14 protein-coding genes and 1 tRNA gene are annotated in these 12,508 nt (G+C 49.7%); 6 read left to right on the top strand and 9 right to left on the bottom strand.

What is annotated here, in order from left to right:
* The first annotated feature begins 14 nt into the window (after positions 1-14).
* Positions 15-2,321, top strand: a complete 2,307-nt coding sequence (helD, locus tag EKM70_RS07240; RefSeq protein ID WP_125546580.1) for an RNA polymerase recycling motor HelD — start codon at positions 15-17, stop codon at positions 2,319-2,321.
* Between the two features lie 183 nt (positions 2,322-2,504).
* On the top strand, positions 2,505-2,867 hold the full coding sequence (locus EKM70_RS07235; RefSeq protein ID WP_125546578.1) for a hypothetical protein: 363 nt from the start codon (positions 2,505-2,507) through the stop codon (positions 2,865-2,867).
* Between the two features lie 49 nt (positions 2,868-2,916).
* Here the strand turns inward: EKM70_RS07235 and EKM70_RS07230 are convergent, their stop codons facing one another.
* Both EKM70_RS07230 and EKM70_RS07225 read right to left on the bottom strand, forming a co-directional pair.
* Entirely contained in the window at positions 2,917-3,378 is a 462-nt protein-coding gene (locus tag EKM70_RS07230; protein WP_125546576.1) for a hypothetical protein, read from the bottom strand.
* 431 nt (positions 3,379-3,809) lie between these two features.
* Positions 3,810-4,991: a cation:proton antiporter gene (locus EKM70_RS07225; protein WP_125546574.1), complete on the bottom strand. Its 1,182-nt coding sequence runs from the start codon at positions 4,989-4,991 to the stop codon at positions 3,810-3,812.
* A 203-nt stretch (positions 4,992-5,194) separates the two neighbouring features.
* On the opposite strand from EKM70_RS07225, the gene EKM70_RS07220 reads away from it, so the two are divergent.
* Both EKM70_RS07220 and EKM70_RS07215 read left to right on the top strand, forming a co-directional pair.
* Positions 5,195-5,470, top strand: coding sequence for a hypothetical protein (locus tag EKM70_RS07220; protein ID WP_125546572.1), 276 nt, complete (start codon positions 5,195-5,197; stop codon positions 5,468-5,470).
* Between the two features lie 297 nt (positions 5,471-5,767).
* Positions 5,768-6,043 (top strand): hypothetical protein, encoded by a 276-nt coding sequence (locus EKM70_RS07215; protein WP_125546570.1) that lies wholly within the window; start codon positions 5,768-5,770, stop codon positions 6,041-6,043.
* A gap of 58 nt (positions 6,044-6,101) precedes the next feature.
* Here the strand turns inward: EKM70_RS07215 and EKM70_RS07210 are convergent, their stop codons facing one another.
* From EKM70_RS07210 to EKM70_RS07200, 3 genes are all read right to left on the bottom strand, one after another.
* Positions 6,102-6,374 carry a hypothetical protein gene (locus EKM70_RS07210; RefSeq protein ID WP_125546568.1) on the bottom strand — a complete coding sequence of 91 codons (273 nt, stop codon included), beginning with the start codon at positions 6,372-6,374 and terminating at the stop codon, positions 6,102-6,104.
* A 345-nt stretch (positions 6,375-6,719) separates the two neighbouring features.
* Positions 6,720-8,054 carry a dihydrolipoyl dehydrogenase family protein gene (locus EKM70_RS07205; RefSeq protein WP_125546566.1) on the bottom strand — a complete coding sequence of 445 codons (1,335 nt, stop codon included), beginning with the start codon at positions 8,052-8,054 and terminating at the stop codon, positions 6,720-6,722.
* Positions 8,055-8,106: 52 nt separating this feature from the next.
* Positions 8,107-9,372: an MFS transporter gene (locus tag EKM70_RS07200; protein WP_125546564.1), complete on the bottom strand. Its 1,266-nt coding sequence runs from the start codon at positions 9,370-9,372 to the stop codon at positions 8,107-8,109.
* 151 nt (positions 9,373-9,523) lie between these two features.
* Here EKM70_RS07200 and EKM70_RS07195 point away from each other — a divergent pair, with 151 nt between their 5' ends.
* Together EKM70_RS07195 and EKM70_RS07190 are read left to right on the top strand one after the other, a co-directional pair.
* Positions 9,524-9,970: a DUF3290 domain-containing protein gene (locus tag EKM70_RS07195; RefSeq protein WP_125546562.1), complete on the top strand. Its 447-nt coding sequence runs from the start codon at positions 9,524-9,526 to the stop codon at positions 9,968-9,970.
* Positions 9,971-9,973: 3 nt separating this feature from the next.
* A complete protein-coding gene (locus tag EKM70_RS07190; protein WP_125546560.1) occupies positions 9,974-10,612 on the top strand; it encodes a DUF421 domain-containing protein in 639 nt (212 codons plus the stop codon).
* A gap of 61 nt (positions 10,613-10,673) precedes the next feature.
* Here EKM70_RS07190 and EKM70_RS07185 read toward each other — a convergent pair whose 3' ends face one another.
* From EKM70_RS07185 to EKM70_RS11515, 4 genes are all read right to left on the bottom strand, one after another.
* Positions 10,674-10,841 carry an LPXTG cell wall anchor domain-containing protein gene (locus EKM70_RS07185; protein ID WP_125546558.1) on the bottom strand — a complete coding sequence of 56 codons (168 nt, stop codon included), beginning with the start codon at positions 10,839-10,841 and terminating at the stop codon, positions 10,674-10,676.
* A gap of 289 nt (positions 10,842-11,130) precedes the next feature.
* Positions 11,131-12,045 (bottom strand): C39 family peptidase, encoded by a 915-nt coding sequence (locus EKM70_RS07180; RefSeq protein ID WP_125546556.1) that lies wholly within the window; start codon positions 12,043-12,045, stop codon positions 11,131-11,133.
* Positions 12,046-12,243: 198 nt separating this feature from the next.
* Positions 12,244-12,316: transfer RNA gene (locus EKM70_RS07175), tRNA-Thr, on the bottom strand.
* The coding region (locus tag EKM70_RS11515; protein ID WP_225416401.1) for a hypothetical protein at positions 12,307-12,508 on the bottom strand (202 nt) is incomplete at its 5' end. The genes EKM70_RS07175 and EKM70_RS11515, both read right to left, overlap by 10 nt.

The following is a 12,508-nucleotide window of genomic DNA, read 5'->3' as shown; positions in this document are numbered from 1 at the left end:
AGGAGGCGGTCATTTTGACCACCAGCGAGGAAGCACAAGAACAGCGGCGAGTCGATCACGTTGCGGGCCGCATTGGCGCCCGCATCGAGAAGACCGAAGCCGACTATACGGCTGCTCACCAAGAGCTCCGCAATGTGCTGAAGAATTACAGTGAAAACACGTCGGTTAACTGGTTTGAAGTCGATGACCGAATCGAAACCAGTGCCGAACTGCAGCAACAACGGGCCCTGGTCTCCCGACTAACCGAAAACCAGAACATCATTCAAGACCAATTAGATACCTTTAAAGAACTCCAGCGGTCGCCTTACTTTGGCCGCATTGATATTCAAGACCCCGACGAAGCCACGCCGGAATCACTGTACATTGGCACCGCTTCATTCGTCGATGACGACCAGAACTTTCTGGTCTATGATTGGCGGGCCCCCATCTCTAGTATTTACTACAACGGGGTTCTCGGTCAGGTGGCCTATGACACCCCTGCCGGTGAACAACACACCGATCTGCTGAAAAAACGGCAATTTCTGATTCAAAACGGCCACATCGAGAACATGTTCGACACCAACGAAACCGTTGGCGACGAGATGCTCCAACACGCCCTGGGTGAACAAAACGATGCCACCATGCAGAACATCGTCGCCACCATTCAACGCGAACAAAATGACATTATTCGCGACACCACCAGTGATCTCTTGGTGGTCCAGGGGGTGGCCGGTTCCGGTAAAACCTCTGCCATCTTGCAACGGATTGCCTTTCTGCTCTATCACAGTCGACGGGACCTTGAGGCCGATCAAATCGTACTCTTCTCTCCGAACCGCCTGTTCAGTCACTACATCAGTGACGTCCTTCCTAGCCTAGGGGAACGCAACATGCGTCAGGTCACCCTGGCCGAGTTTCTCACCCAACGCTTCCAAGGACTGACGGTTCAAACGCAATTTGGCCGCTACGAGGATGACCAGACTCAACCGATTAACCGTCACCTGCGGGCATTTCAAGAGAGTGCGGCCATGATGACCGCGATTCATGACTACTGTTTGAAGAGTTCGCCGGCAACCCTGCGCTTCACTGACATTCGCTTTGATGGACGGGTCTTCTTCAGTAAGGAAGAAATCCGCGACATCTATGACCGTCTGCCGGATGCCGCCGCGCCAGCCGACCGATTTCTCCGCACTAAGAATGCCTTGGAAAAGCGATTGAAACACCGCATCGCCACGGAAGCTCAGTCCGACTGGGTCCGCGACGAAATCGATCAGCTCAGTGATGAAGACTACCACAACCTGTTAGGCGCCAAGCATCTCGGCCAATTCGAACAGCTGGACGATGAGATTGACTTTATCGCCAGAGAAATTGTTCGCCGGCGCCTACGTCAAGTGGATGATGCCATTTATAACGGTTACTTCCTAGACGTTTACAGCCAGTACACGGATTTTCTCAGTCACTGTCCGTTACCTAAAAATGTGACGGCTGAAGAATGGCAGGCCGTCATTACCACCTACCAACACGATATTGAATTTCACCGGCTGGCGTTGACGGACGCGGCGCCACTCCTTTATCTCCGTGATCTGCTGATTGGCGGCGGGGCAAACCACCGGATGCAACACCTGTTCGTCGATGAGATGCAGGACTATTCAATGGCACAACTCATCTATTTGCAACACGCCTTCCCACGGGCCAAATTAACCCTGCTAGGCGACAGTGAACAGGCGCTCTTCAAGGCCGTCGAGTCGCCCGAAAGCATCTTAAAGAAGTTGGATGCCGCTTTGAATGTCAAACGGTCACGCTTAATCACGCTCCGTCGTTCTTACCGGTCGACGTATCCGATCACGACATTTGCCAAGGCACTCCTCCCCGATGGCGATCAGATCGAGGCCTTCAACCGGCCCGGAGATCTGCCGCGGGTCGTCATTCGCTACGACGAAGCAGCGGCCTTCAAAGCCTTATCGCATGAAGTCACAGCCGAGTTGGCAACCAATGGCACCGTGGCTATTCTAACCAAGAGTGCCGGTGAAGCTCGCCATGTCTACCAGGAACTCCACCGCGAATTCGACCTGACCCTACTGACGGACAACGACCTCTCGTTGCCTAAGGGATTGGTCGTCCTGCCCGTCTACCTGGCTAAAGGGCTCGAATTCGACAGCGTCATTGCCTACAACGTTTCCGCCGAGAACTATCCGGATGAACAAATGGCTGGGACCCTCTACACGATTGCGACTCGGGCCATGCATCACCTGACCCTGCTCAGCATCGGTGCGGTCTCGCCACTGATTGCCTCGGGAAAAATTCCGCAGGCAGATTTGACGATTGAACATGAATTTCAAAGTTAACTTGAGTTATGAGGAAGACGACGATTGTTGCCTTCCTCTTTTTTAACGCCAAATTTATATTGCCGAAACGTGTCCCAGAAGGCAGGTGGCTCCGTTTAAGTCTGATAACCACCTTCTGGGACACTCTGCCATTGACCCCCAAAACTAAAAAGCGCACACTACCCTTAGGGGAGATGACATCTCATGCACTCTTTTTCAAAATGGCGACCTTGGATCGCCATTATCACGGCTTGTATCACCATCGGTGGACCACTAGCGGTGATCATTAATGGATTCATTTTAATGGCCCAAAATGATCCTCTTCATCCAGATGTTTTGGTTCTCTTCGGTGTCCTCGTTTGGGGCCTCGTTGGCCTAATTGGCGTTATTGCTTATGGAGTTCACTGCTATCGCGTGGGGTGGCGCGGACTTACTCGCCTGCAACGCATCCTGTTCTCAATCTATGGGGTCATCTTCATCATCGGTTTCTGTGTCTGGTTGGGATTTCTGGGCATCATTCCTTATCAATGGGTCGACTGGATTATCTACGGTCGAACCGGTTATTAGTGAAATTTAAAAGGAGATTGACCTTTGTTGGTCAACCTCCTATTTTTCGTTAATACAGACCCTTGGGCGCCTTCGTCGTTCTAAATGACGCATGCCGCCCGTAGTCGTGATACCCCTTCGAGAAGTGCAGGTGCTTAGCGGTAACGCGAATCTTATAAGTCATACGTTGTCCCGCGAAAGCTACCGTGCTACCCTTAGGTGAATATTGAATACCCGTTAACCGATAGACATGATGGCCGAGTGTCTGATACTTCAGGTTCTTTAGACCATAGCCTGGTAACCGGTAGTATTTATGCGACGCATTGTCATACCCAAACAGGTTCCCCGAACTCCGATGCTTGGTGTAAGTGATATACGCCTTGTTATCCCCTTTGCCATTGTGGAACCAGGTCCGTCGTAAAACTTTCGGCGTTCCCTGATGCCACGTGTTCGCTTGTGCGGTCGCGTAGTCGGTCATCCCCATGCCGAATGCCACGATAGCCAGTCCAATCATAAAGCGCGATGTTTTCAAGTGCTGTTCCTCCCCTAAACCGTTCTGCTCATGTACTCTTTCAATTTACACGGGCGACCCCTAAAAAGCAAGAACTCTTTTAATCACAAAGAGTGTGACAAAAGGCAGTTAGTCAATGCGTATTAACATCGATAGGTGAATATTCCTGGTCTTGGATTGTTTGTCTATCGGAGATAAGCGGAGTTGACTGCTTTTGTCGCACGTTTCGGCCATAGATAATCGGACCGCAAAAAGTGCCTAAGACTTTTGCCTCAGACACCCCTTCTAATTAATATTTGAAAACTGTCGTCAAACGATTCAAAACATTAGACTCAAATTCCACTAGTACTACCATAACTGACAGCTGGAGTTTCCCCTTACCAACATGAGCAAGAAAAACTCCCTGGCAGCCGGAGGCGGCTTCCTTGAATTTTCGAACTTATTCTACCAGCTCACACAGCCTGTTCCGGGGCCCCTTGTGGCGTTCGTTTCAGAGCCTGCTTCAACAGGAGTGGTGCCACAACCGTGGCCAAGACGATGACCAGAATCATCACGGAGTAATTGGCATTTCCGAGCAATCCAGCTTGATGTCCAATCTGGGCAGTAATTAACCCCATTTCACCCCGAGCAATCATTCCGGTGCCAATGACCGAACTGCTAGACCAAGAGAAGTGGCAGAGCCGCGCACCGAGACCACAGCCAACGAGCTTGGTGAGGCAAGCCAACACGGTAAGGCCCAGGATAATCCCGACTTTCTCGCCAACATGATCCAATGTCATGTTCAACCCAACACTCACGAAGAAAACTGGAATGAAGATGGCGTTCCCCAACGGTTCAACATGGTCGGCCAAGACCGCCCGATAAGGGGTGTGGGCCACGGCAATGCCGGCAAAGAAGGCCCCAATGGCCCCGCTCAAGCCGACCAAGTTCGCTAACCAAGCCATACCTAAACAGATCACCATTGACATAATGGTTACACTGGATGCCATGACCAGCCGTTCACTCAGGTGCATCAGATATGGCGCCACCCATTTGACCAGGGCGTAGGTGCCTCCGAAAAAGGCCACCTGTTCCAATAAGACAATGGCCAAGGCTGGTTGCGACCCTGCGGCTTCAATTCCTTGACTGGCCAACAGGCTAATCATCAGGGACAGCAACACCACGCCCATGATGTCATCGGCGACGGCGGCCCCCAGAATCGTAGCCCCCTCCCGCGTGGTCAGCGCGTGGTATTCCTTGAGTACGGCCACGGAAATTGAAACTGAAGTGGCGGAAAAAATCACGCCAATAAAGAGTGACTCCAGGCCGGTGAAACCCCACCACCATGAGGCAAGGCCCATCACCGTAATCGGCAGGATCACCCCAAGTGTCGCCACGATAATTGCCGGACGCAGGTACTTCATCAGGAGCTGGAGATTACTCTCGAGGCCTCCCAGAAACATCAGAATGACAACCCCAATGTCGGAAAACAAATTAACCAGACTATTCAATTGCACCCAGTCGAGTAGCGCCGGGCCAATGATGATACCGATCAAAAGCTCCCCAATTACAGCCGGTACCCCTAAGCGGTTGGCAAAGTTTCCCGCCAACGTGGTTAACACCAAAATCAAACACAACGTTCCCAAAAAAGCCATGCCAATCCCTCTCTCTAAATTCTAATTTAAGTTCCATGATACGCCACTTCCCAGAGAGACAAAAGACACAACTTCACATTCATTGGTCGTCAAATCAATATAGCCGAAAACCATTCACCCCATTGACGTCCCCTGAAAATGGCTACACTAAAATCATAGCCGTTCGAGTAAACGGCTGATTCAGGGGAAGGGTGGCGACAGCGATGCCGAAAATTTTACAACCCACGTTCGGTGGGGTTTTGAAGATCGGAATGCTTGATTTCTTCGTGTTCCTATTTGGAGCGGTGACCTTAATTTTGAATCTATCAGATGAGACCAATCATCTCATCTGGGGTATCATATTCGTCGTATTCGCGCTATCCAGTCTGTTCACCGTGCTGGGCCTCTGGCGCGGTAAACTTTACCATGATTTTGAAATCTTTTCGGTATTGATTTTGCAGGTTGTGTTTACTGGCTTGCTGTTAAACTTTTTACTTTAGGCACCACGACTGAGGACCGGTTCTAGTGACCGGTTCTCCTTTTATTTACCTTGTGGGACGATTTGTGACCCACAGAACCGGATTTTAGCCCCAATAGGTAATGTTTTTACCTATTTTCAAATGGCCGAGTGTCCCCATTTGACGGCATTTCAGTTTGGGCTTATCATATAAGTATAGGTTGTTACGTGTGCGTAACTTTTAAGTTATGGACAACCATCCTGAACTAATTTGAGAAGGAAATCGAGAGTTAATTCGGGCTCACTGCCAAATTTTTTATGGAAAAGGAAAGTGGATACATTGTCAAAACTCTTACGGCCTACGCTTAGCGATATTCTCAAGGTGGGCATGGTTGATTTCTACGCATTCTTGCTTGTTGCGGTTGCTCTTTTAATGGGGTTACCCGACGGAACCAACCGGCTACTATGGAGTATTCTTCTGGCAATCTTCATTATTTCTGATGCCTTTACCCTCACTGGCTTTGCACGTGAGCGGCTCTATCGTGAATTCGAAGGTATCTCAGCTTTATTCTTACAGCTGGCATTCACGGGCATCATCATCAACGTCTTACTCTAATAAACGTTACAAAAGGCGTACGGGCTTTCGATCCGTACGCCTTTTACATTGCCAAAATTTAAAGAGCTAATGCCAGAATCGCACCACCCACGACCACCCCAGTTAACAGAAAGATCAGGTCGACGCGTAGACTAGTGTCCACCTTTTCTAAAGCGGTGGTTGCATAGATCGACAAGACAAAGAGTCCTAAACCCAAGCCAATCGACAGATAGAACTTTAAGTCTGTACCGCGAATAATGACGCCGTAGCCCCATAATCGAATAGCCAAAACGAGAATCGCTGCCGCTATCGCGGTCATAATCGAATAGACAAAGTGTCGCTGTGCATCCATGGTCTTCCCACCCTTTCCTCAGGTCCCTGCAGGTCGTACCTCTTGCGTCGCAATGAGTGTATCACGGGGGCCACAAATTGGCGGGTCTTGGCAACCTCAACCGGTTGGTTCGGACTTTAAACGAAACTACCTGGTGGGTCTGGTTTAAATTGGCCGCCTCCAGCTCAGATCCGCCTTTCCATACATATTGCATTATCAACTAGATTAGCTAAGTGCTAGAATTACATCTTTGCCTTTCCAAGATAACATCAATGGATTAATACACCTAAAATTCAAAACAAAAACGTCAGCGTTTGAATAAGCACACTGACGCTTTACGTTATCAAAATTTAAAATTTTCACGTTTTAATTAAAGTACCCCAAGTCGGAAGCCAACGTTGGGTAGGCCACGATGGTCTGGCTAATATCTGCCGAACTCATCTGGTTCTTAATCACGAAGTCAAGGTAGTTAATGACCTGCTCCGCCTCGGTGCTCAAGGCAGCAGCCCCGACAATGTTGAGGGACGTCCGGTCAACCACGACCTTAATCCGGGCATGCGGGTCCTGAATCCGCTGGTAGCTGTACCAATGCGTCAGGTCCAAGTCCTTGACCTGATAACGATCAGATTGGGTCGCCGCCATTTCTGGACTGACCCCCAATTGCGCCAACTGTGTCTTCCCATAAACAACGGATGGGATGACTGGATACACAATCGCTGGCGCATCACAGGTAGTCAGTGTCTGTGCTAGGTAGCGGCCCTCGAATCCAGCGACCGGCGTCAACTTCGGTTGTGGCCGGTCAACGACATCGCCCAAGGCAAAGACGTGTGGATTGGTCGACTGGAGCTGACCATTCACCGTGATTCCATGAGCAGTGGTAGCCACATCAATCCGTTCCAAATGAAGGTCATCAATGACAGGACGCCGACCAGCCGTCGCCAGCACCATCCCCGTCGTCCAGCTCTCACCAGTCGCCGTGGTGACCTGGTACTGATCATCGGCTGGGGCCACTGCCGTAATGTCGGTGTCCAACTGCACATCAATGCCATCCGCTACCAAACGATCCATCAAATCGTGAACGAGGTCCGCGTCAAAGGCCCGTAACGGGCGATCGCTATGATGAATCAGGTGAACGTGACTACCGGCCGCATTGGCAATAGCTGCCATTTCTACCCCAACAAAGCCGGCCCCCATCAGGGTAATGTCGGCTGGTAAGGCATCGAGGTCGAGAAATTCATTACTGGTATTCAACCATTCGGAGCCCTTAATCGCTGGAATCCGTGGTTCTTGCCCGGTCGCGACAATCCAGTTGGCTGCATTCAGTTGATCTTCGCCAACCGTCAGCGTGCCGTCCGCATTAAAGCTGGCCGTCCCGTGAAAGGTCGCAATTCCTGCCGACTTAAGACCACTGTGAGTGCCACCCGGAATCTTCTCCGTGTAAGCCCGCTTAGCGGCCATCAGAGCCGTCCAGTCTATCTGGGGAACACCACTCAGGCCATGACCTTGTAAGGCCTCACTATGGGCCTGCGTTTCAACCGCGGCCATAAGAATCTTTTTGGGGTCACATCCCCGGTTGGGACACGTGCCTCCCCAGAGATCCTTTTCCACCACCGCGACGTTCATGCCCTTGGCATGTAACCCATAGGCTGCGGCTAGTCCGCCAGGACCACCACCAATGACGACGATATCGAATTCTTGCATCCGCAAAAACCTTCCCTTCCTGTAACTAACGGTTTAAGTTTAGCACGACGCGTTATGATTCCGTAGAATTTTGACTGCTGATGCTCCCATTTCGACCGTCCACGACTAGCTGCCAACTGGTATATAGAAGAATTCCAATTCCGGTAATCAGGTAAACCCAGCCCGCCGTGAGGTGTTGGAAACAGAAGCCGTAGACGAGTGTTCCCAGTGGTACAGCCAGTTGAAGTAGCGTCGAAAAGGTCGAGCCTACCCGACCGAGTAGTTCGGTCGGGACAGTCATCTGAAGGTACACCGACAGCGGCGTATTGATAAAAGCCAAAACAGTTCCAATAGTAAAGCCCCAGACCAAAAGACCTATTAGGAGTTGCTGCCCATTTAAGGTGCTAAGGAAGACAATGCCAAGAAGGCCGATTCCAGCTCCCAACGCCAGACACAAGCGTAGAATGACTAACAGCACCCGTTTAAAGGATGGTAAGACACTTAGCAGAAGATTCCCTACCAACAATCCGGCGGCAAAGCTACTCATAATCAGACTCAGACGAGCGTTACCCATATGGCGTTCCTGAACCACGGCATATGGCAGACCCACGTCTACGGCACTAAATAAAAAGTTCAAGACGACACCCATGACGACCAAGGCCCGCAAGGCGAGATGATCCTTGATATAGACCAACCCAAGCCGGAACTTCCGCCACTGATTGGTCGTGGCCTCTGGAGTCTCTTCGACCTTCACAGCGACGGGGTAGAAATGCATACTGGCAGAAATCAACCATACCAGAATCTCCGCCCCAATCAGAATCCGAACGGTGCCTTCAAACCCCAACCAGGCATACAGTGCAGCTGCTAATACTGGCGAAATCAGTTGAATCGCCGCCGTCGCCGCCTGTTCAATGGTCGCCAGGGTCTTCACATGTTTGTCGTTAACCAACTCGTGAATTGACGCCGTATAAGTGGTATTTGTCACCTTGTCGCAACAGGCTTGCACGATGAGTAGGCCGATCGCCAAAACCATCGGGAACCGCACGTAAGGCACCAAAAAGGCATACACGACTAAAGCTAAAATCCCCACACCTTTGCTCGTCAGTATCAACTTTTTATGATGGTAGGTATCCACTAGATTTCCCACAGGAACTACCAATAGGAGACCGATTAACGGATAAATAATGGCACCCAGACCAAAGCTAATGGCCGAGTGCGTCCGGTGCAACAGCATCAGCCCCAAGGAAAAGCTGAAAGTGTTCCCGCTCAGGGTGCTAAGAATATCACTACTGGCCGCCCGAAAGATTTGAATGACAGATTGACGATTGGTAATTTCCATGGGGGTCCCCTCTTTCTAATCTGTTAATTAGTATACCGCAAAATGAGCTTTTGATTAGAAAATAATGTGAAATCTATCAGTTTTCTCTGGCAACGATTCTCCCTTATTCGTGATAAAATATATTGCAGGAATTATTTTAAGGGGGAACATGATGACTTTTTATACTTACGGTTATCTCACGACCCATCACAATACTTGGCAGTATGCCCGAATTGCCCTATTAATTGCGCTCCTCATCATCTTTATTGGCCTCTTCGTTCACTACCTACGAAACCAATGGAACGTGAAATATAAGGATTTGAGTATTATCACTGGAACTTTATTATTGCTGGTGCTGGGCTTTCAAATCAACAGTCTGCTCTCGCTTCGATCTGCAAGCCAACAAACCGGCCAGATCACAGCAACCGTTCAACAGGTGGCAACCACCCTTAAGGTCAAGCCATCTCGTCTGAGTATTAACGCCACCTCAACCGGAGACAACCTCCTGGTCAAGGCGCCAGATGGGTATTATCGACTGAACTATAACAGTGACGGCTCGGCCTTTGTCCTGGAGAAGATTACGTTGAAACAACCCAAGATTACGTTGGTAAAGGAGTAACCCATGTTTGTTTATTCGGATGTCTTTATAAAATTAGTTGTTGGTTTCATCTTTATGACGCTATTGATTAACTTCTCTGGCAAAGGGAACCTGGCTCCCACCTCGGCTATCGACCAGGTTCAAAACTACGTCCTTGGGGGAATCGTCGGTGGGGTTATCTACAACTCCGCAGTCACCCTGCTTCAATTTATTATTGTCCTGCTGATCTGGTCTCTGCTGATCCTAGTCACCCGTTACCTCAAGATTCACGTGCAGGCCGTCGGCAAGTTCATCGATGGTGGCCCCATCACGGTGATTCGCGATGGCCAACTACTGGTGCACAACTGCCTAAAGGCCAACCTCTCGGCTAAGGAAATTGACTTCAAACTTCGAACCGCTGGTGTCTACCAGATCGACGAGGTCAAACGGGCCATTGTCGAACAGAATGGTAGCCTGACTATTCTGCGTCAAGGTGACGGGTCGATTCGCTATCCCATCATCGTGGATGGACAGATTGATCAAGACGTGTTGGAACTCATGAATCACGACGAGAACTGGCTACTAGAGCAACTCAAACAACACGGCGTGGCCAACGTCCGCGACGTCTACATGGCGAAATACGAAAATCATCAATTTGAGATTACGCGGTATGATGGCCACTAACAACTAAAAAAGAGGAGTTGACGACCAATCGTCAACTCCTCTTCTTTAGATGCGTCTCGGTCTAACGTTCGCGACGACGCAGTACCCAGCTCAGGCCAATTGCCCCAATCAAGGTCCCACCTAACCAGATGAGTTCCGTTTGATTGGCATCACTGCCCAAAATGGCCAAGACAGCGTCAGGCCACAACATAGACGTTGGCAACAGATGCATCTCCCCAACTCCTTTCATGACAACCAGCCCCACACTAACACTCGACTCCCCATGATCGAGTAGGTCGTTCGCAAAATCTGCGAATCGTGGGATTAGCTGGCATGAGTTTTCGTTCCTGTCCCTAGTCAATTAGTCCTTAATCAACGACCATTGCCGATCGCTTTCAATCAGCAATCCTTATGCTAGCAGGTCTCACCGTGAAACCCAAGTCAAATTTAGGCGACTATTCAAAAAAGGAAGCCTCGTCTTCAGACGGTGCTTCCTTTCGTGTCGTGTCATTAATGAACAACAGCGGTTGCCCTCGCTCCTACTGAACCGCCACCGCGAAATGCTTGTAGTTATAACTCCGTTTAAACTTCTTAGCACTAACCCAGTACTTGCCCTGGTTCGGGTCTGAGACGTGGTAGTATCCCGATTTATAGCCATCTAATACCATCACGTGACTATTATCGATACCCGTTTCCCAGAAATAGTGATCATACTGCGCCTTGGCAAAGTGTAGGGTAACGTAAACCACCACCGGATTGTGTTGCCGAATCTGGCTCCGCAACGCCGCAACACTGGCACCACTAATATTTTTAACTGAGGTGTACTTGTTCCCCCATTTAGCTAATGGTTTCGGGAAAATGGATTGAAATACCCCGGGTGTCACCTTGTAGGGGCTACCAGCAAATCCATTGTTTGGATTGTTATTTTTACTTCGTGGCAAGTGTTTCATGAAGGCCACTAAACCGGTCGACTTTTTAACGCCCTTGTAATGGAAACCTTCCAATAAACTCGCGGATTCACATCCCATCCAAGCCTTAACGGCATTTTGGTTGACGTAAGGCGCATTCAAGTTCACCTTGCTGGGCGTCTTCAAATCCTGATGAAGCACCCATCCCGCATGGCGTTTGTTAGGCACATTTCTAGTCTCAGTGACGTAGTCGTACCGATAACGTTTACCATTAGCCTTCTGAACCCAGGCCGTTTTACTAGCAATCCAGGCAGTCTTGCCATAATTCTTTAGATAATGTGTGGGGCTCATAGTCAACGCCCCCCGACTGTCCGTTTTAAAACTGTAAAGGTTGCCCTTAGTGTTCCCGGTCACGCGACCAAACTTGGTGACCTTGGCCTGCGACACGAGGGTCATGTTCCCCGTTTCAGCTTTGGCTGGAACCGACAGACTGGTTAGTCCCAGCGTCAAAACAGCTGTGGCCAAAAGCTTAGTGATCATTCTCATCTTTTATTGCTCCCCTGGTCCTTGATTTTCGGTCAACGTGTCAATTGACACATCAGGCCTCGTTTAATGCGCTAAGTTATTTCCCATATAGATTGAGTATACCGCTGTCTTTCCTGATTTGACAGAGTCTTCAGTTAGCCATGGAAAAAGGTCCCTCACTGCAACCAAGTTGCGATGAGGGACCTCAACGATGCTGTAAGCCGCTTATTGGATTTGAACCAACGACCTCTTCCTTACCATGGAAACGCTCTACCTTCTGAGCTAAAGCGGCATATTTAACGATTCGGTGATGTCAATGGCATCACTTATTACCCTTCCATTATCCCTGTTTTCCGGATTTTTGACAATAAAAAAAAGAACCCTCACAGGGTTCTTTCGTTCGCGTGGCAACGTCCTATCCTCGCAGGGGGCGATCCCCCAACTACTATCAGCGTGCTGAAGCTTAACTTCCGTGTTCGGCATG

This window comes from Levilactobacillus lindianensis, assembly GCF_003946095.1.
GTDB lineage: Bacteria > Bacillota > Bacilli > Lactobacillales > Lactobacillaceae > Levilactobacillus > Levilactobacillus lindianensis.
This window is presented reverse-complemented; position numbering and strand designations above follow the sequence as displayed.